Below are 17,732 nucleotides of genomic sequence, written 5' to 3'. Positions count from 1 at the left end.
AATTAACTTCTAGAACGATTTTTGATCACGAGATTAGGCGTGTCTACAGCAAGCCTATCAACGATCTTTTCTTTTTCAAGTGCCTGATTAATAAAATTATTGACCTCATTTGCAACCACTTCTCGTTCGTTATCCACAGTGATCATATGGTAAGAATTACCAAGCCAAATCATTCGACAGGTTTCGGAGGAAATTCCCCTAAGGATTATTTCTGGATTCTTTGGCGATGCAGTTTCGTCATCAATCGCATGAATGATTAAAGCGTCTGCTGTTATTGAGCTGAGTTCTTTTTTAGTTGCCTTAATGAGCTCCAAGGACTGATAGAGGTGAACTGCAGGTAAATGGGCGGCGCCAAGCTCGCTCACACTATTAGCCATGACCGCTTTTCGGATATGGCGTCTTAATTCAAGGTTTTTGACGCCAAACGGCTCTCTTTCTTTGTAGTGCCAATTACGGATTCCCAACGCAAATACCAGGGCGAGGAAAGGGTGATACCAAGGGATTGCCCAGCCATCAAATATAAAAACAGGGGAAAGAGCAACCACGCTATGAGCTTTACTATTTTGTGCTGCAACCGCCAGAGCGAGCGTCGCGCCCATACTCAATCCAACAACAGAAACAGAGTTATGCGATTGGGCAAGGTCAGTAATAAATTGGTCTACGCTATCGATCCACTCTTGATAGTTTGAAAGGCCGGTATGGGCAGAGTAGCCATTGATCTTAGGTACTGTATAGGTGTGATTTGACTGTTTTAGGAGTCGGGGAATGACGCCCATTTCCAGCTCTGAACCGCAAAGGCCTGGCAATAAAACTACCGCATGGCCTGAATTACCTTGATAGAATGTCTCGTATCGGTCTGTTTGCTCGGCTATGGATGTCATTGAGTCGAATTAGATGCCTATTAATTAATTACGACATTATTACTTATGCAGATTAAGAATTCGAAACGGTGGGCCCATTCCGGGATCCAAGCGTATTTTTTTGCAATATTCGGCGTTTTTGTCGCATTTAGCATACGGTATAGCCTCCATGATTTCTTGCAGGGCAATATTCCAATGACCTTTTTTATCCTCAACACCATCATCATTGCCTTGTTTTATGGCTTCATCCCCAGCCTGTTGACGATTTTTCTTTCTGTACCAATTGCCTTTTTCTTCTTTGTACCGCCTTTTGATTCTTATGACATGCCAACGCCACAAGACGGCTTTGTTTTTATTTCTTATATTTTGATCGCGTTTATCGCTGTTGCGATTGTGGAATGGCTCCAGCGAGAGCGTTACAAGGCTGTCCTGATCTCTAAAGTGAGTGATAGCAATTTCCGCCTTTTAACTCAAGCTAGCCTCTCCCTCAAAAAAGCACGCGAGCAGGAAGTACGCGATTAAAGGGGTTCAAACCTCGATATCTGGTAAATCTTGGCAAATTCCGGTTTCCTATGGGAGAATATTGGGATGAAGTCTTTACTAGCGATCCTTATCGGTCTTTCTATGTCCATTGCAGCCCAAGCGGCTGGCTTTGGCTATGATCCTTTTGCTGGTAAATCGCCGACTTCTGCCGGTGCCAACTCCAGCGCCGTCCGTCCTTCAGGGCCTGCAAGTCAGCCTGTAAAACCTGCCCCCACAGCCCCAGTTTCTCCTGGAGCTCAACCCGTGAAATCAAAGCAGGGTCCTAATATTCCAAGCTCCCCAGCTGCGAAAAATTAATTCGTTTTAGTGTTTGTTTTGTTTGGCGGTGATTGAGGCGCTTTGTTGGCGCTCAGATATAAAGGCTCCACTGCGGGTATCAATGTATTTAATTGTTCAATTCTGGTTTCGCCAGATGGATGGGTAGATAAAAACTCTGGTGGATTTTTCCCCTGAGTAGCTTTGAGCATCTTCTCCCATACGGTAATTGCAGCATATGGGTCATATCCTGCCCGCGCCGCTAGTTCGAGTCCAATCGCGTCTGCCTCAGACTCATTTTGTCGTGAATTAGGCAGCACCAAGGCATATTGTGCGAGCTGATTTGCCGCATTGATCCCTGTGGCGTAATTTGCGCCAGCGACCGCAAGAGCAACGTTAGTTAGTGCACTCTGCGTCATTGCTTCAGACATGCGTTCTCGACCATGCTCACGAAGGGCATGCGCCATCTCATGACCCATGATGGCTGCTATTTCAGCATCATTCAAATTAAGCTGCTCGATGATGCCCGTGTAAAAGGTAATTTTCCCGCCGGGGGCACAGCTTGCGTTTAGAGTAGGAGATTGAATCAAACTCAGCTGCCAATCCCAAGTTCGGGTGTCATCCCGAAATACTGCAGTTTGCGGAATTAACCTATCAGCAACATGCTTTAGGCGATCGTAGGTAGGCCCTGAAGTAATCAGAACATTCTTTTGTTTGGCCTTTTTATTCTGCTCTTCGAAGTCGGCGGCTGATAGTCTATTCACATCGGCTGTAGAGACCACCATGAATTGTGAGCGATTAATGCCAACTGCACCCGGTCTAGTCGTGTTAGCGCATGCCATCAGACATGCAATAAAAATGAGGCTTATAAGAAGCCTCATGAGGAGTTGCCTTGGTAACATCTACTACAAATTATTTTTTAGAACGGGTAATTGAGGCAGCCATCGCATCGGTGTAAACAACTTTAACTTGTTCGCCCACATTGACATCATTGAGTAAGACAGAATTGGTAACGCTCACAGTTGTTACTTTACCGCTAGGCCCTTTTACTGACACGAGTTTTTTTTCACGATCTACAGCAACAATGTCTGCGATGATGGTAGTTTTATTGGTCAGCTTCTCAGAAGGCTTGTCGCCATTAGTTTGAGACAAGGTTGTGGTTTCTACTTTGCTGCGAACGCCATCACTTTTTGTTTTAATTAAGTCAATAGCAACGCCTAGCTCATAGGTCATGCTTAGGTGATCGCCTTTCTTAATCTGATCAAAGTTTTTGACATCAGGACCCGCTACAAACTTTGAAACTCCATCTTTATTTTTAAATGTGATCGTTCTGGTTTTGTGATTGACACCAATGACATCACCTTCAAATAATTGATAACGATTCTGCGTCACAGCCGCATCGATCTCCATAGGCTTATCAGCAGCGGCAGGGGGCTGACTAAAGGCTAGGGATGCAAAAAGACATGTCGATGCCAGTAAGTAGGTAAGTGGGTGTTGATCGGTTTTCATAACAATCCTTAGAGGAAACATGTGGGTCTGCTCAGATCTTAGCGCATTTTTAACATATAGCTTTTCAAATTGAACGCCCTTATTTGATAAGATCTAGGATACTTTAATGCCTATTTTAAAAGGTTCTTATGATCCGCTTTGCAGCCAATCTCACCATGTTGTTTACCGAATTTCCTTTCATTGACCGGTTTGAACAAGCTTCAAAAGCAGGATTTATGGCGGTTGAGTTCCTGTTTCCCTATGGCATACCTGCAGAGGAAATTAAGGCGAAGCTGGATCAATACCACTTGAAACTGGTACTGCATAACTTACCGGCTGGTAATTGGGACGGCGGGGAGAGGGGTATTGCTTGCTTACCTGATCGTGTGGAGGAATTTAAAGCTGGAGTTGCCGAGGCTATTCGCTATGCTGGGGTTTTGGGTGTGGACCAGTTAAATTGCCTAGCCGGTAAAGTCCCTCCTGGCGTTGATCACAAGCTGCTACATCAAACTTTCGTTAACAATCTTCGTTTCGCAGCTGCTGAGCTCAAAAAGAATCACCTCAAATTACTCGTTGAACCAATCAATCAATACGATATCCCCGGCTTTTACTTGTGCAGCACTCAGCAAGCCATCAGCATTTTGGATGAGGTAGGGGCAGATAATCTTTTCCTTCAATACGATATCTATCATGCTCAACGCATGGAAGGAGAATTGGCCAATACCATCACAAAATACTTTCATCGCATTGCACACATGCAATTAGCGGATAACCCTGGGCGAAATGAGCCTGGAACCGGTGAAATTAACTACCCTTATTTATTTCGTTTTCTTGAAAAAATTGGTTATACAGGCTGGGTCGGTTGTGAATACAAGCCAGCTAGTGACACATTCAGTGGTCTAGGCTGGATGACAGAACAGATAAGGTAGTTTTCCATTGATTTATCTGTTGCAGCGCAGTATCTGCGACTAGTTATTTACTAGGTGTTTTCGCTAGGCATTGACCTAAATCAATAAATAAACCTGTACAAATCATATTTAATAGAACCGCAGCAGGGATTAAACCCCTGCAGTACTGAGTATGAATAATAAAAACTAGGCACATTGCCTCTGGGACAAATTTATTTAAAGGGTTGTTTATATGAAAATTTATCAAGCGATTAATAAGGTGCCAGGCGGATTGATGGTCGTACCATTGTTTATCGGTATGCTCCTGAATACGTTTGCACCAAATGCCATGAAGATTGGCGGCTTCACTCAAGCGCTGACCAATCAAGGTTATCCAACCTTTTTAGCGATGTACCTCTTTACTGTTGGTACCAAAATGACTTTGAACGCAGCGCCAACCATGCTCAAGCGGGGTTTTGGTATTTTATTTGCAAAGGTTGGGGTTGCTATTTTGGTTGCACTCGGCATCGCCCATTTCTTTAATGGCGACATCATTGGCCTAACAACCCTAGCAGTATTAGCGGCCATGAACGATACGAATGGCGGTATGTTCCTTGCTCTTACTAGTACCTTTGGCAATAAAGAAGACGCAGGAACTTATGTACCACAAAGTATCGAAACAGGCCCATTCCTTACCATGCTGGTCCTAGTCGGGGCTGGCTTGGCTGTGATTCCTTGGTTAACCATGTTCTCTGTCATCGCACCAATTATTGCTGGTGCAATTCTTGGAAATCTTGATTCAGATCTACGTGATTTCTTTGGTAAGCATGAGCCAATCATCATTCCTTTCATGGCATTCACATTGGGGCAGGGTATTAATCTTTCGGCCGTGATGACTGCTGGTATTCCAGGAATTTTGTTGGGCTTGTCTGTGCTGGTGATTACAGGGATTGTTTGTATCCTGGCTGATCGATTATTGGGCGGCTCTGGTGTTGCCGGTGCAGCTGCGTCAAGCACCGCGGGTAACGCAACTGGTACGCCTCAAGCTGTTGCACTGGCCGACCCCTCATTTGCTGCGATTGCTCCAATTGCAACCATTCAAGTGGCAGCATCTGTCATTGTTACCGCTGTTTTGACACCGATATTGACGGCATTTATCTATCGCCAAAACAAAAAGAAAGCTGAATCTCAGTAAGGCTATCGTTCTTAGTGATTCATGAGCGCAAGACTAACTATCTTGCGCTTTTTTCATTCATTTATAACGCCTATGGCACTAGAATAGGGGTCTTGAGCAAATTTTTTCTCCACAATTTTGAAGAGGTTTTTGGAAATGAGTAATACATTAAAGTTGGGCTTTGTAGGCTTAGGCATCATGGGTGCGCCTATGGCAGGACACTTAATTAAAGCTGGGCATGACGTATTTGTATGTACTAGAAGCAAGGTGCCTGCAGATATTGCTCAATCTAATGCAACCCAATGCAAAACTCCAGCAGAAGTTGCTCAACATGCCGATATTATTTTTACGATGGTGCCTGACACACCAGACGTCGAAAAAGTGTTGTTTGGTGAGCATGGTATTGCTTCTGGTTTGTCTAAAGGCAAAGTTGTTGTAGATATGAGTTCGATCTCTCCAATCCAGACCAAAGAATTTGCTAAGAAGATCAATGCGCTTGGCTGTGACTATTTAGATGCACCTGTATCCGGTGGCGAGCTTGGAGCTAAAAATGCCACGCTGTCCATCATGGTGGGTGGCGACGAAGCTGTATTTGAACGCATCAAGCCTATTTTTGAGCTCATGGGAAAAAATATCAATTTAGTTGGCGGCAATGGTGATGGTCAAACGGCTAAAGTTGCCAATCAAATTATTGTTGCCCTGAATATCGAGGCGGTTGGCGAAGCGCTCTTGTTTGCAGCTAAGGCTGGCGCAGATCCAGCAAAAGTTCGTCAAGCACTCATGGGAGGATTCGCAAGCTCTAAAATTTTGGAAGTCCATGGCGAACGTATGGTTAAGAGAACCTTTGATCCTGGCTTTCGAATTGAGCTCCATCAGAAGGATTTGAACTTAGCTCTCAATAGCGCTAAAGAGTTAGGCGTTTCATTGCCAAATACTGCTACCGCTCAAGCCTTGTTTAATTCCTGCTCAGCATATGGCGGAAAGGCTTGGGATCACTCAGCAATGGTGAAGGCCTTAGAGAAACTGGCGAACTTTGAAATCGGTCAAAAAGCGTAATGGTTTGTTTACTAGATAAGTGATGCCATCTACTCTAGTTGTGTATTTGCATGGCTTTCGCTCATCACCCAGATCGAGTAAGGCCGTTATGACAGGGCAGGGGATTGAAGTCATTTCATCCCCTGAACACCCTTACGAGTGGTACTGTCCTCAATTACTAGCCTCACCAAAACTCAGCATGGAGATGGTGACCCAGCATATTGATGGCAGTAGTGCTGACCGATTGGTCATTATTGGTTCATCCTTAGGGGGCTTTTATGCCAATTATCTGGCTGAGAAATACCAAGCGAAGGCAGTTGTCTTGAATCCTGCAGTCTATGCCCCTCGCGAATTGGCTCCCCATGTCGGAATGATGACAGCCTACGATAGTGACGAGCCTTTTGATTTTCGACCTGAATATATTGATGAATTAAATGCTCTGCAAGTAGGCAAGATTACTCAAGCAGAGCGATATTTTTTAATTGCGGCCAAGGGCGATGAGCTTTTAGATTGGCAAGAAATGGTCAATTTTTATCCCGGTGCTAGCCAATTAGTTCTAGAGGGCAGCGATCATGGCATCTCCGAATACGTAGAGTATTTGCCTGAAGTGATTCGGTTTATTGCAGCATAAACTTTCTCCAGGCAGTTTTATTGCTTAGGTCATGATTCTTCGGTAAGATGAATCAAACGACAGATGGCTAATACGCCATGGTCTAGAAAGGAGAGGTTGTGCTGAGCATTTTGAAATTAGATGCTGGGGGTATCCCTCAGTGCTGGGTCATTGCAGAAGAAGCTACCAAGCATTATGCTGATAACAGCGTGCTTTGGACTCTTGGTGACCCCATTCTAAAAATGCGCGGCGGCATCTCTCGTGCAACCGGGCTTCAATCCGTTATTGAGCTGCATTCGATCATCGCCGTAAAAGGTTCAGCAAAAATTAATCTCTTTGATGTCATTCCTGGCATCACCAAGCGAAAGTTATTCCGGCGCGATCGAGGTTTGTGCGCATACTGCGGGGAACGCATTCACGAGGGCGATGCGGAAGCAGAGCATATTGTTCCCAACAGTCGCGGCGGTAAATACTCCTGGATGAATCTCGTTATCTCTTGTCGTCCATGCAATCAAAAGAAGGGAAATCGTACCCCAGAAAATGCAGGGATGAGTTTACTTTATGCCCCCTACATGCCAAGTCTTTATGAGGACATGATTCTTAAAGGGCGCAATATTCTTGCGGACCAAATGGATTTTTTGGCGGCGAATTTACCTAAGAATAGCCGCTTACTTGAAGGCTTAGAAAGTCCGGACATCCACTGGGATTGAGATTCTTTTAGATCTCAGGTTTTTTGATTATTGCCGCGGTCCACCAGAGCACCCATCATCGAGTAAAGCGCTGCTCCAGAAGTTGATACAGCGAATAAGCCTGTGAAAGCAATAAAAATGGGGAGTATTTCCCATTTGTGACTCAAATGATAATTTCCGTATCCGACAGTGGTGTACATCTCGCCAGCAAAGAAGAAGGTTTTAGCGCTGTCTGGGAGCACCTCAAATGCCAAGCAAATATAAGTCCACGTCATGATTTGTAATAAGTGGCTCAAAACGATCAGCATGACTGCCACGAAGTAAGCGACGAAATTACCCCCATAAATATGGCGATCCTTCATCTTTTTATCTAGATTGTGAAAAACCCCAGCAATAGCGAGAACAATGAAACTATGAATAGCCAGGGTGACAGCGGTAGCTAAAGCAATAATCCAGATGTCGCTATTGCCTGATTCTTGAACAACCTGGGTATAGACAGTTTTAAAGCTCTCTAAGGTGTGGAGTATTTCAATATTCATAGAGATTAATCTTGTTTGACATAATAATGATTATACGCAAATTGAATAGAGGATCAATTAGCACGATATGGCTTAGGGCCGCCTGGATATGGCTCTTTATAGAGCTTTTGCCAGCGTGAAACTAGGCCTTCATCTATCCATGGATGGGCATATTGTGCAGCCATATCAATGGCACTGTAGCCCAAAGCATTGCGTAACTTTAAATCGGCGCCTTGATCTAGAAGATATTTAACTAAATACTCATTTCCTGACATGGCCGCCATCATCAACGGTGTGCTGCCGTTTGTGCTTAAAGAATTAATATCAGCGCCGTGCTGAACAAGGTATTTGGCTACTTCAAGTTGACCTTTTGAGCAGGCATACAGCAAGGAATTCCAGCCGCTTTTATTGATATCAGCCTTACTTTTCTCAACCAGTACTTTCACCATTTCGAGGTCGCCATCAATTGACGCCATCATTAGCGGTGTTTCTCCATAGGAATTGGTCTTGTTAACATCAATACTGGGGTTTAATAGCAAATATTCAAAGACTTTTAACGACTTATCTTTAACCGCTAAGAGCAACATGGGGTCGCCTTTAGGGTCTACAGAATTGACGCTAACACCAGCATTAACAAGGGACTTCACCTCAGAAATGTCATCAAACTTGGCTGCTTTTGTGAAATCGGTAATCTGGGATGGTGTTTGAGCTCTTGCATGCCCAAATAATGAGAAGCCGATATAAATAATGAAGATAAAAAATCTAAAGTAAATTTTCAAGAAGATTCTCTATCTATATGAAAACATTCAAAAAAATTATCAGAAGTTTGTTTGGCCAATTGATCAACAGAAACCCCCTTTAAATCAGCCACAAACTCACCAACTTGGGCGACCCATGCAGGCTCATTGGTTTTTCCACGATATGGAGTTGGGGCTAAATATGGTGAATCCGTCTCAATCAATAATTTATCAAGGGGTACTTGACGACAAGTCTCTTGTAGATCCTTCGCGCTTTTAAATGTCACAATGCCTGAAAAGGAGATAAAAAAGCCCATTTTTATAGCAGCTTGGGCTACATCTAGGCTCTCAGTAAAGCAGTGCATTACCCCGCCAATCTGACTGGCGCCCTCCTCTTCAAGAATTCTGAGGGTGTCCTCAGAGGCAGAGCGAGTATGAATGATGAGTGGGCGTCTAGAGGCGATAGCGGCCCGTATATGGGTTCTAAAACGTTCACGCTGCCACTCCATTGACTGATAGCTCCGGTCGCCCATTCGGTAGTAATCCAAGCCAGTTTCACCAATCGCAACAATTTTAGGGTGCTGTGCAGCTTCGACTAAGAATTCAATAGTTGGCTCTGGAGTGTCCTCATAGTCTGGATGAACCCCAACCGAAGCATAGAGATGAGGATAGTCTTCAGCCAGCTTAAGCACCTTGGGAAAGTCAGGCAGGTCGACTGAAACACATAAGGCAAGCTTCACATTGGCTTTTTCCATATTTCCCAGAACCTCAGGCAATCTAGACCGAAACTCAGGAAAATCGAGATGGCAATGGGAGTCTATAAACATGGGTTTGAATTTTAATCTTCAAAGATCTGCTGGTAGTTAGAAAGCAAAGCTTCTAGCTGAACCCGATTTGCTAGAGGGTGGTTTTCATGACGACGGGTAATTGTTAAGAGTTTCCAAAAGCGAAGCAATTTAACCAGGCGGGCCTGTTTGCTGAGGGCGAGAAGATGCGTTTGATGCTTGGGAAAATAGCGCGCATTGCCTCCTTCTATCACTGCTAATAAATCGGCAACCCAACGTTGCGCTGAGGTGAGCAAGGGGCCCATCTGTGATTTATGAATCTTTTCAGCGATCCCTAAGGATTGAATGCGTCCCCCTTGCGATAAACCCTGTAGCAAAACTCTCGATGCCTGAATAGAAATAGAGAGCTCATCCTTATCGTCTTGATGATGTCTGGCCAGCAAGGAGTTCAATACAGAGAATGGCGCACCACCTTGCTCGTCATAGATTGATTCGAGCTCATCTTCATTTAACTTAGCACCAGTAGCCAAAGGTACTTGAACTCTTAACCAAGCCAAACCAGTCTCGCGATCAGGTCTTGGGGCAGCGATCAAGCGACAACGAGAGCGGATAGTGGGAAGCACCCTTTCAAGGCGATCAGCGAGCAGCAGAAAAATCGTCTGAGCAGGCGGCTCTTCCAAAGACTTGAGTAAAGTGTTAGCAGAGTCAGGTCGAAGGGACTCTAATGGATAAATCAAGATCACTCGATTGCCACCCCTGTGCGCTCCGATGGAGAGACCTTCGATTGCCTTACGCGTATCTTCAATCGCGACATTTTTCTTTGCTTTTTTATCTGACGTTTCATCATCATCAGCACTAGCTATTTTTTTCTTTGGCGCCTCTGCATCAAAATCAAAATCTCCTCTAGGCAATCTTTTCTGATGTGTTTCGGGCACTAAGGCGATAAAGTCAGGGTGATTACCAGAATCAAACCAATGGCAGGCTTCGCAGCTATTGCAGGGTTTTGTGCTTAAGGTGGATTCACAAAGTAGTGCCTTTGCTAACTCAATCGCTAACTCAAATTTCCCAATACCAGGTTGGCCATGAAATAAAACCGCATGCGGAAAATGATTTAAATCCACACTACCCCATAGTGGCTCTAGCCAAGGTGGGATATTAGGTCTCGTTACTTCCGATTGAGATGATGAATTGAGCATGAACTAGATTTGTAAAGAAAGTTGCTCTAGGTCCTGCCAAATCAGATCCTGAGTTTGAGTCGCATCAACAATGTGAAAACGATTCATATCTGCTTTAGCACGACGCAGATACTCTTGACGCACGCGCTCAAAGAAATCAAGGTCCATTTGCTCAAATTTATCAGGCGTTCGCACTTTAGAGCGACGCGCCTCAGCAATCGATCCTGGTAGATCAAACAAGATAGTGAGATTGGGCTGCAAGATGGTTTGATTTTGTTTACCTTGCACCCACTGCTCAAGCGCATTTAATTTATCAATACTTAGACCTCGCCCTCCGCCTTGATAGGCAAAGCTAGCATCCGTGAAACGATCGGAGATCACTATCTTTCCGGCCAACAAAGCTGGCTCAATGATTTGAACTAAGTGCTCGCGCCGCGCCGCAAACATCAGCAAGGCTTCAGTCTCCAAATTCATTGGAGCATTCAGAAGCAACTGGCGTAATTGTTCGCCTAGTTCAGTTCCACCAGGCTCCCTAGTCAGTACAATTTCGCGCTCAGGAAAACGTTGTTTTAGAAGATTGGCAAAGGCATCAATATGCGTACTCTTCCCTGCCCCATCGATACCTTCGAAGCTAATGAAATATCCTGGATAAGAGGCAGTAGTCATATCAATTAATGTGGCGAGTTTTGTAATGATTTTTTGCGCTGATATTGATCAACCGCGGCTTCATGCTCAGAAAGAGTCGCAGAGAAATGGCTACTTCCATCCCCTTTCGCCACGAAGAAAAGTGCCTTGCTATTGGAAGGTGTAACGGCTGCCAGCAAAGACTCCTTGCTTGGCATTGAAATCGGCGTAGGGGGTAGACCTTTGTGCATATAGGTATTGTAGGGACTGTTTCGGGTCAAGTCGGCTTTACGCAGATTTCCATCAAATTTAGGGCCAATACCGTAAATCACCGTTGGGTCCGTCTGCAGTTTCATTCCTAGCTTGAGGCGGTTTAAAAATACCGCAGCAATTAAATTGCGATCACTAGCCCTACCGGTCTCTTTCTCAATAATCGAAGCCAATATGAGGAGCTCATAAGGCGTCTTCAGTGGGCTGCTTGCAGTCTTTTCAGACCAAGCGGATAAAAGCTGTTTTTGCATTGCTTGTGCTGCTCGCTGATAAATCATGAGATCCATTTCATCTGGATCGAACACGTAGGTATCGGGAAAAAATGCCCCCTCCAAACTTGGGTAAGTTAAATGCAATTGAGCGAGCAACTCTCTAGAACTCATTGACCGGGTTTGATGATTCAAAGCAGGATGCGCATCGATTAATGCCCTCACCTGCCAAATAGTCATGCCTGGGATAATTGAAACGCTCTCACGTACCCGATCGCCCCTAGCCATTTGTAACAAAATCTTTCCCAATCCGGCATCTAGAGGAAAAAGATAGGTGCCTGGCTTTAGTCTTGAGCCAACAAATAGCGCTCTGGCACTGATGTGAAACACCACAGGATTAACGGCAAGACCCTGATCTTGCATTTGCATCGCAATTGAATTGAGACCAGATTTGGGTTGAATTTTGACTTTATAGCCTGAACCATCTGAAAAATTTGGATTTGTCGGAACAACAGTAATGAGGAATATCGCGGCATAAAAAAAGATTAATAAACCAATCAATGTGCCAAACAACCAGATAACCCATGTTGGTTGCTTTTTTAGGTTTAATAAATTCATTTTCTGAAATTTTTGACTCATCACGCTATGATAAAAGCGTGAACCCTATTTCAACTACAAAAACAGACAACTCAGCTCTCTGGGAGAGCACCCCCTTATCCGATTGGGGCCTTATTCTGGTGGAGGGACCTGATTCAGAGCAATTCCTGCAAAACCAGCTCACCAATTCGGTTCAAGGCTTAGAGTCGGCTAAAGGCAGTCAAGCTGCCCATGGCAGCGCTCAAGTTCGTTTGGTGGGCTACTGTAGCCCCAAAGGCCGCTTATTAGCCAGCGCATGGTTACTCTTGCAGGTAAATATAGTGGGCGGAGAGGAAATTAAGCGCTATGGGCTATTGATCTCCAGAGATATTGCGGCAAGTACCGCAAAGCGACTGAGCATGTATGTGTTGCGATCTAAACTGACCGTTAAAGATGTTTCGGATAGCTGGGATGTAGAGGGTCATCTAATACGCGATACTAAAACACCATACCTAGGTAATCCTGATGAAATTTCACTGCAACTACCTTCGGTTACAGTTGATGGAGATATTTTTGAGCGCATTATTTCTGCCCGACCAAAACAGCCCCTTCTCAATACCCATAAGCAAAGCAAAAATTTAGAGCTCTGGAATGATCTTGAGGTATTAAGTGGCATACCCAGAATTGTGATGGCAACCCAGGAGCAGTTTGTGCCTCAAATGATCAATTTTGAATCTGTTGCAGGTATCGATTTCAAAAAGGGTTGTTATCCAGGACAAGAAATCGTAGCGAGGAGCCAATATCGGGGCGCAATCAAGAGACGTCTTCATTTAGCTCGGCTTCTACATCACGATCTAGACACTGTCGCCCATGCCCCTGGCACCGAAGTTTTTCATTCGCAAGATCCAAACCAACCAGCCGGCATGGTTGTGCTTTCTGCAAAAAATCCATTTGCACCCTCCAGGATTGACCTGCAAATAGAGATAAAGCTAGAGGCGCTCGAAAATGGGGATATCCATTTGGGAAGTATCGATGGGCCTGTGTTAAAAATAGACTCGTTGCCTTACCCTTTGATCGAAATCTAATCCTTCATCCTTTTAGCTTGCGTATATGTGCCTAATCCTCTTTGCCTGGAAATCGCATCCAGACTACCCTTTGGTGGTAGCTGCAAATCGTGATGAATTTTATGAGCGCGATACCCAAGCGATGCATTGGTGGCCGGAGCATCCGGAGGTCTTGGCAGGCAGGGATAAAGCCGATGTGCTTGGCAGCCCAGGAACATGGTTAGGTTTTGCCAAAACTGGTCGTTTTGCCGCCCTAACAAATGTCAGAGCCCCCAGTGAAAAAAGACCGGATACGCGAACCCGTGGCGAACTATCCCTGATGTATTTAGCGGGCAAGGAGCACCCCCAGGAATTTATTCAGACTCATGGCAAGCGCTTTGACCAATACAACGGCTTTAATCTCCTGATGGCTGATTTCAGTAATCCAGAAAACGCTGAGATGCACTGGGTTAGCAATCGTCTCATGATGGGTCAACAAATTCGTCCGCGGAAGGTGTTTCCTGAAAACCCTCTAAGCCCGGGAGTCTACGGGCTCTCCAATGCCATGCTGGATACACCATGGCCTAAAGTCAATCACCGGATAGCGGCATTTGCTCAAACATTGGCCATGGATCATGGCGGACTCAAAAACGCTGATCAGTATTTGCGCTTATTGGCCGACACTCACGTGGCCAATGACCATGAATTGCCTTCTACTGGCGTGAGTAAGGATTGGGAAAAAGCCCTCTCACCTGCTTTTGTCAAAACCTCTTCCTATGGCACCCGATCCAGTACGCTTTTAAGGGTTCGCAAAGACGGTGCTTTTGAAATGGTGGAGCGGCGCTTTGATGCCAATGGAACCGTCGGTCATGATGTCATCACGGGCGTGCTGAGCAATGCATCCGGCTCTAATTTATCGGTTTAATTCGGATCTATTCCCAACGTAGATCGTCGTTAATGACCCGCTCTCCTGCGGCATTGCGTGATGGTAAGCGCTTTAGATATTTAAACGTACCCGTTGCCATGCAGCAGGTTTCACCCAGATCGTTATAAAGCTTGGCTTCGCAAAATGCCATCGTGGCAGTGTTACGTACAGTCTCAGCCTTCACTCGCAAGATGCCGTTCGCTGCTTGCATAAAGTTATTCTTCAATTCAATCGTAACCACGCTTCGATCCGCAGGATCAGCTGAGCGTGCGGCGACAGCCATAGCAACATCCATTAATGTCAATAAAACACCGCCATGCGCGACCTCCCAAGTATTTTTATGCTCTGGCTTGAGCGCAAGCAGGATTTCACCTTTGCCCATCTCTGCACTGATACAACGTACACCCAGTAGCTTTAAAAAAGGAACATTCAATTCTTCGCCTAGATTGGCTAGTTGCTGTGAAGTTTGAGTTTGTAATGGAGTTGTCATGAGATCGATTTTAAGACTATTAAGAAATAGTTTTGAAGCTTTAACCTTGATTTCAGAATCCCCATAGAATAGACGAACTATGGCATTTTTACTGCAAGGCGACGATGTTCTGCATCAAGTCAATCCCAGCCCCTTACCTGATCCTTATTGGGTTGCTTTTTCTTCCTCCGCAGCTAAGCTGATCAATATTCCTTTGGGGCGTGCACAACTCCCCAGCGATCCAAAATGGCTTGAAGTACTTGCCGGAAATCGATTAGATCTTGACGACAAAACATTCGACCGTCCTATCGCTACTGCCTATAGTGGCCATCAATTTGGTGTCTGGGCTGGGCATTTGGGTGATGGGAGAGCAATTTTGCTTGGAGAAATCAATGGCCAGGAACTACAGCTCAAAGGAGCAGGCAAAACTCGCTATTCCCGAATGGGCGATGGGCGAGCAGTGCTTCGCTCCTCAATCAGAGAATTTCTTTGTAGCGAAGCAATGCATGGTCTAGGCATTCCAAGCAGTCGCGCACTTGCTGTAGTAGGCTCAAACCAAGCAGTCCGAAGAGAAACCCTAGAAACTGCTGCGGTGTGCTCTCGTCTTGCTCCTAGCTTTATCCGCATAGGGCATTTTGAACATTACGCCGCTCTACAAAAAGTAGAACGCTTGCAAGAATTGGCTGATTATTTAATAGACCATTTTTATCCAGAATGTAGAGCTGCTAAAGAGCCTTATCTTGAGCTATTCAAGGCCATCTCCGCAAGAAGTGCCGATCTCGTAGCGCAATGGCAAGCTGTCGGCTTCTGCCATGGCGTATTAAATACAGACAATATTAGCGCCTTGGGCTTAACGATTGATTACGGACCGTTTGGTTTCTTGGATCAATTTCAAATCGATCATGTTTGCAACCATAGTGATAGCGGTGGCCGATATGCTTATCATCGTCAACCCCAAATCATGCACTGGAATATGGCGTGCTTAGCCAGTGCAATGTGCCCGCTTTTAGAGATCAATCACCCAAGCGAAACAGCACAAGCATTATTACGTTCCGCCTTAGAGGAATTCCCTAAGCTCTACGCAGGGAGATGGCAGGGTCTCTTCAGAGCAAAGCTGGGGCTGCAGACGGTAGAGTTTGAAGACATCAGCCTCATTGAAAGATTATTGCAAGTGATGCATGACGCTAGAGTCGACTACACCTTCTTTTTTAGAAAGCTGGCTAATTACGACTCTATTCTTCTCAAGCCGCCAAAAGAGGCTCGCGATCTTTTTAATCATCTTGCAGTAATCGATGAATGGTTTAGAGATTATGGTTTGAGGCTTCAATCTGAAAATAGCGTAGATGCAGAGAGAAAAATGCTCATGAATGCTTGCAATCCGAAATTCATTTTGCGCAATCACTTAGCCCAAGATGCCATTGAAAAGGCTCAAATACAGGACTACTCAGAAGTCAGTAAATTATTGGCTATTTTAGAAAACCCATTTGATGAGCAAGAAAATAATGAAGCCTATGCAAATCCCCCTCCTTCAGAGTATCGTCCTGTTGAAGTTAGTTGCTCCTCTTAATCACTGGAATGAACATGAAAAAAACGGATGCTGAATATAAATCTGCTTTAAGCGAGATTGAATACAAAGTCACCAGAGAAGCGGCAACCGAGAGGCCCTTTACTGGTAAATATTGGGATCATTGGGATCAGGGTCAATACCAGTGTGTTTGCTGCCATACCCCTCTATTTAGGTCTAGTAGCAAATTTGATGCGGGTTGTGGCTGGCCAAGTTATAACGCCCCCGAAAACGCTTCAGCTATACAAGAAGTTAAAGATTCAAGCCATGGCATGATTCGGACCGAGGTGCGTTGCTCAAATTGCAATGCGCATCTTGGGCATGTGTTTGAGGACGGCCCCGCCCCCACCGGTCTAAGGTACTGCATTAATTCTGCTTCACTCCGTTTTGAGCCGAGCGATCTCGCTCAAGAGCCAGAACAGAAAGAGGCGTCTTAATAACGGCATAATCTGTATATGAAATTCTTATTCGATCTCTTTCCTATCATCCTCTTTTTCATTGCCTTTAAGTTGGCAGACATCTATACGGCAACGATCGTAGCGATGGTGGCAACCATAGGTCAAATTCTCTGGGTCTACTATCGTCATCGCAAAATTGATGCCATGCAGTGGGTTAGCTTAGTGCTCATTGTGGTATTTGGAAGTCTCACTATTTTCCTGCATGACAAAACCTTTATCCAACTCAAGCCTACTGCGCTCTACTGGTTATTTTCTGGAACCCTATTAATCAGTGCACAATTTTTTCAAAAGAATTGGATCCAAGTACTCATGGGTAAGCAAATTACCCTGAAAGCCCATAGTCAACAGTCTGCATGGCAAAAGTTAAATTATGCTTGGTCGCTCTTCTTCTTTTTGATGGGCGCTCTTAATTTGTATGTTGCCTTTGAATATTCTGAAGATGCCTGGGTTAACTTTAAACTCTTTGGTAGTACTGGTCTGCTCATTGTCTTCATCATCTTGCAAGGCGTGTGGCTATCAAAACACATGGAGCAAGTTAGCGAATGAACCTCAATCAACAGAGAATCGAGCGCTTCAGAAGTGATTTACAGATAGCCTTCAAACTATCCCATCTTGAGATACAAGATGAGAGCCACCTACATGCAGGACATGCTGGCGCTGCGAGTGGTGGGGGTCATTTCAGAATTCATATTGTGGCCTCTGAATTTAGCGGTCTCAGTGCAGTAGCAAGGCATCGTGCGGTCTATGCTGCTCTCAAAGACCATATTCCCGCTGAAATTCATGCGCTGAGCATACATGCATTTGCACCACATGAAATTGCATCCTAATAAAACGAGCC

Annotated in this window: 23 protein-coding genes; 13 read left to right on the top strand and 10 right to left on the bottom strand. The window is 44.9% G+C overall.

Annotated features, from left to right (window positions below; genetic code table 11):
• Positions 1-2 precede the first annotated feature (2 nt).
• Complete coding sequence (locus tag AOC06_RS04495; protein WP_215381608.1) at positions 3-881, bottom strand: alpha/beta hydrolase; 879 nt, start codon at positions 879-881, stop codon at positions 3-5.
• Between the two features lie 45 nt (positions 882-926).
• Here AOC06_RS04495 and AOC06_RS04490 point away from each other — a divergent pair, with 45 nt between their 5' ends.
• Positions 927-1,382 carry a DUF4118 domain-containing protein gene (locus AOC06_RS04490; protein ID WP_215281816.1) on the top strand — a complete coding sequence of 152 codons (456 nt, stop codon included), beginning with the start codon at positions 927-929 and terminating at the stop codon, positions 1,380-1,382.
• A 66-nt stretch (positions 1,383-1,448) separates the two neighbouring features.
• Positions 1,449-1,700, top strand: a complete 252-nt coding sequence (locus AOC06_RS04485; RefSeq protein WP_215381606.1) for a hypothetical protein — start codon at positions 1,449-1,451, stop codon at positions 1,698-1,700.
• On the opposite strand, the gene AOC06_RS04480 is transcribed toward AOC06_RS04485, so the two are convergent.
• Positions 1,697-2,539, bottom strand: a complete 843-nt coding sequence (locus AOC06_RS04480) for a M48 family metallopeptidase (protein WP_215381604.1) — start codon at positions 2,537-2,539, stop codon at positions 1,697-1,699. The genes AOC06_RS04485 and AOC06_RS04480 overlap by 4 nt on opposite strands.
• 31 nt (positions 2,540-2,570) lie before the next feature.
• Positions 2,571-3,167 carry a hypothetical protein gene (locus AOC06_RS04475; RefSeq protein ID WP_215288255.1) on the bottom strand — a complete coding sequence of 199 codons (597 nt, stop codon included), beginning with the start codon at positions 3,165-3,167 and terminating at the stop codon, positions 2,571-2,573.
• 128 nt (positions 3,168-3,295) lie between these two features.
• Here AOC06_RS04475 and hyi point away from each other — a divergent pair, with 128 nt between their 5' ends.
• The 5 genes from hyi to AOC06_RS04450 all read left to right on the top strand — a co-directional run bounded on the left by hyi (position 3,296) and on the right by AOC06_RS04450 (position 7,562).
• Positions 3,296-4,075: a hydroxypyruvate isomerase gene (hyi, locus tag AOC06_RS04470; protein ID WP_215381601.1), complete on the top strand. Its 780-nt coding sequence runs from the start codon at positions 3,296-3,298 to the stop codon at positions 4,073-4,075.
• Between the two features lie 211 nt (positions 4,076-4,286).
• On the top strand, positions 4,287-5,228 hold the full coding sequence (locus tag AOC06_RS04465; RefSeq protein WP_215381598.1) for a 2-keto-3-deoxygluconate permease: 942 nt from the start codon (positions 4,287-4,289) through the stop codon (positions 5,226-5,228).
• Between the two features lie 135 nt (positions 5,229-5,363).
• Positions 5,364-6,263, top strand: coding sequence for a 2-hydroxy-3-oxopropionate reductase (gene glxR, locus AOC06_RS04460; protein WP_215381595.1), 900 nt, complete (start codon positions 5,364-5,366; stop codon positions 6,261-6,263).
• A gap of 22 nt (positions 6,264-6,285) precedes the next feature.
• Entirely contained in the window at positions 6,286-6,873 is a 588-nt protein-coding gene (locus AOC06_RS04455; RefSeq protein ID WP_215381592.1) for a YqiA/YcfP family alpha/beta fold hydrolase, read from the top strand.
• Between the two features lie 98 nt (positions 6,874-6,971).
• Positions 6,972-7,562, top strand: a complete 591-nt coding sequence (locus AOC06_RS04450; RefSeq protein ID WP_439650689.1) for an HNH endonuclease — start codon at positions 6,972-6,974, stop codon at positions 7,560-7,562.
• Between the two features lie 14 nt (positions 7,563-7,576).
• Here the strand turns inward: AOC06_RS04450 and AOC06_RS04445 are convergent, their stop codons facing one another.
• The 6 genes from AOC06_RS04445 to mltG are packed head-to-tail and all read right to left on the bottom strand — an operon-like array spanning position 7,577 to position 12,498.
• The gene (locus AOC06_RS04445; RefSeq protein ID WP_215381590.1) at positions 7,577-8,080 is read right to left on the bottom strand and encodes an ion channel; all 504 of its coding nucleotides are present in this window, start codon (positions 8,078-8,080) and stop codon (positions 7,577-7,579) included.
• Positions 8,081-8,133: 53 nt separating this feature from the next.
• A complete protein-coding gene (locus tag AOC06_RS04440) occupies positions 8,134-8,838 on the bottom strand; it encodes an ankyrin repeat domain-containing protein (RefSeq protein ID WP_215381589.1) in 705 nt (234 codons plus the stop codon).
• Positions 8,835-9,623 (bottom strand): TatD family hydrolase, encoded by a 789-nt coding sequence (locus tag AOC06_RS04435; protein WP_215381579.1) that lies wholly within the window; start codon positions 9,621-9,623, stop codon positions 8,835-8,837. Before AOC06_RS04435 ends, AOC06_RS04440 begins: the two co-directional genes overlap by 4 nt.
• An 11-nt stretch (positions 9,624-9,634) precedes the next feature.
• Positions 9,635-10,777, bottom strand: coding sequence for a DNA polymerase III delta subunit-related protein (locus AOC06_RS04430; protein ID WP_215381576.1), 1,143 nt, complete (start codon positions 10,775-10,777; stop codon positions 9,635-9,637).
• 3 nt (positions 10,778-10,780) lie between these two features.
• On the bottom strand, positions 10,781-11,422 hold the full coding sequence (gene tmk, locus AOC06_RS04425; protein WP_215381574.1) for a dTMP kinase: 642 nt from the start codon (positions 11,420-11,422) through the stop codon (positions 10,781-10,783).
• 5 nt (positions 11,423-11,427) lie between these two features.
• Complete coding sequence (gene mltG, locus AOC06_RS04420) at positions 11,428-12,498, bottom strand: endolytic transglycosylase MltG (protein WP_215381572.1); 1,071 nt, start codon at positions 12,496-12,498, stop codon at positions 11,428-11,430.
• Between the two features lie 17 nt (positions 12,499-12,515).
• Here mltG and ygfZ point away from each other — a divergent pair, with 17 nt between their 5' ends.
• Both ygfZ and AOC06_RS04410 read left to right on the top strand, forming a co-directional pair.
• Positions 12,516-13,520, top strand: coding sequence for a CAF17-like 4Fe-4S cluster assembly/insertion protein YgfZ (gene ygfZ / locus AOC06_RS04415; protein WP_255880057.1), 1,005 nt, complete (start codon positions 12,516-12,518; stop codon positions 13,518-13,520).
• Between the two features lie 25 nt (positions 13,521-13,545).
• Positions 13,546-14,403 (top strand): NRDE family protein, encoded by an 858-nt coding sequence (locus tag AOC06_RS04410; protein WP_215381567.1) that lies wholly within the window; start codon positions 13,546-13,548, stop codon positions 14,401-14,403.
• A gap of 7 nt (positions 14,404-14,410) precedes the next feature.
• On the opposite strand, the gene AOC06_RS04405 is transcribed toward AOC06_RS04410, so the two are convergent.
• On the bottom strand, positions 14,411-14,893 hold the full coding sequence (locus AOC06_RS04405) for a PaaI family thioesterase (RefSeq protein WP_215381564.1): 483 nt from the start codon (positions 14,891-14,893) through the stop codon (positions 14,411-14,413).
• A 79-nt stretch (positions 14,894-14,972) separates the two neighbouring features.
• On the opposite strand from AOC06_RS04405, the gene AOC06_RS04400 reads away from it, so the two are divergent.
• The 4 genes from AOC06_RS04400 to AOC06_RS04385 are packed head-to-tail and all read left to right on the top strand — an operon-like array spanning position 14,973 to position 17,721.
• Positions 14,973-16,439 (top strand): protein adenylyltransferase SelO, encoded by a 1,467-nt coding sequence (locus AOC06_RS04400; protein WP_215381562.1) that lies wholly within the window; start codon positions 14,973-14,975, stop codon positions 16,437-16,439.
• Positions 16,440-16,447: 8 nt separating this feature from the next.
• On the top strand, positions 16,448-16,873 hold the full coding sequence (gene msrB, locus AOC06_RS04395) for a peptide-methionine (R)-S-oxide reductase MsrB (protein ID WP_215381559.1): 426 nt from the start codon (positions 16,448-16,450) through the stop codon (positions 16,871-16,873).
• Positions 16,874-16,891: 18 nt separating this feature from the next.
• Positions 16,892-17,440, top strand: a complete 549-nt coding sequence (locus AOC06_RS04390; RefSeq protein ID WP_215381556.1) for a septation protein A — start codon at positions 16,892-16,894, stop codon at positions 17,438-17,440.
• Complete coding sequence (locus AOC06_RS04385) at positions 17,437-17,721, top strand: BolA family protein (RefSeq protein ID WP_215381554.1); 285 nt, start codon at positions 17,437-17,439, stop codon at positions 17,719-17,721. The genes AOC06_RS04390 and AOC06_RS04385 overlap by 4 nt, the downstream gene beginning before the upstream one ends.
• Positions 17,722-17,732: the final 11 nt, after the last annotated feature.

Source organism: Polynucleobacter paludilacus (genome assembly GCF_018687595.1).
GTDB lineage: Bacteria > Pseudomonadota > Gammaproteobacteria > Burkholderiales > Burkholderiaceae > Polynucleobacter > Polynucleobacter paludilacus.
Note: the sequence above shows the minus strand (reverse complement) of the source record. Positions and strands in the feature narration are given on the sequence as shown.

Bases quoted from the DNA above. Each gene is read 5' to 3' on its own strand.
- AOC06_RS04495 (WP_215381608.1), bottom strand. From the start codon at position 881: ATGACATCCATAGCCGAGCAAACAGACCGATACGAGACATTCTATCAA.
- AOC06_RS04490 (WP_215281816.1), top strand. From the start codon at position 927: ATGCAGATTAAGAATTCGAAACGGTGGGCCCATTCCGGGATCCAAGCG.
- AOC06_RS04485 (WP_215381606.1), top strand. From the start codon at position 1,449: ATGAAGTCTTTACTAGCGATCCTTATCGGTCTTTCTATGTCCATTGCA.
- AOC06_RS04480 (WP_215381604.1), bottom strand. From the start codon at position 2,539: ATGAGGCTTCTTATAAGCCTCATTTTTATTGCATGTCTGATGGCATGC.
- AOC06_RS04475 (WP_215288255.1), bottom strand. From the start codon at position 3,167: ATGAAAACCGATCAACACCCACTTACCTACTTACTGGCATCGACATGT.
- hyi (WP_215381601.1), top strand. From the start codon at position 3,296: ATGATCCGCTTTGCAGCCAATCTCACCATGTTGTTTACCGAATTTCCT.
- AOC06_RS04465 (WP_215381598.1), top strand. From the start codon at position 4,287: ATGAAAATTTATCAAGCGATTAATAAGGTGCCAGGCGGATTGATGGTC.
- glxR (WP_215381595.1), top strand. From the start codon at position 5,364: ATGAGTAATACATTAAAGTTGGGCTTTGTAGGCTTAGGCATCATGGGT.
- AOC06_RS04455 (WP_215381592.1), top strand. From the start codon at position 6,286: ATGCCATCTACTCTAGTTGTGTATTTGCATGGCTTTCGCTCATCACCC.
- AOC06_RS04445 (WP_215381590.1), bottom strand. From the start codon at position 8,080: ATGAATATTGAAATACTCCACACCTTAGAGAGCTTTAAAACTGTCTAT.
- AOC06_RS04435 (WP_215381579.1), bottom strand. From the start codon at position 9,623: ATGTTTATAGACTCCCATTGCCATCTCGATTTTCCTGAGTTTCGGTCT.
- AOC06_RS04430 (WP_215381576.1), bottom strand. From the start codon at position 10,777: ATGCTCAATTCATCATCTCAATCGGAAGTAACGAGACCTAATATCCCA.
- tmk (WP_215381574.1), bottom strand. From the start codon at position 11,422: ATGACTACTGCCTCTTATCCAGGATATTTCATTAGCTTCGAAGGTATC.
- mltG (WP_215381572.1), bottom strand. From the start codon at position 12,498: ATGAGTCAAAAATTTCAGAAAATGAATTTATTAAACCTAAAAAAGCAA.
- AOC06_RS04410 (WP_215381567.1), top strand. From the start codon at position 13,546: ATGTGCCTAATCCTCTTTGCCTGGAAATCGCATCCAGACTACCCTTTG.
- AOC06_RS04405 (WP_215381564.1), bottom strand. From the start codon at position 14,893: ATGACAACTCCATTACAAACTCAAACTTCACAGCAACTAGCCAATCTA.
- AOC06_RS04400 (WP_215381562.1), top strand. From the start codon at position 14,973: ATGGCATTTTTACTGCAAGGCGACGATGTTCTGCATCAAGTCAATCCC.
- msrB (WP_215381559.1), top strand. From the start codon at position 16,448: ATGAACATGAAAAAAACGGATGCTGAATATAAATCTGCTTTAAGCGAG.
- AOC06_RS04390 (WP_215381556.1), top strand. From the start codon at position 16,892: ATGAAATTCTTATTCGATCTCTTTCCTATCATCCTCTTTTTCATTGCC.
- AOC06_RS04385 (WP_215381554.1), top strand. From the start codon at position 17,437: ATGAACCTCAATCAACAGAGAATCGAGCGCTTCAGAAGTGATTTACAG.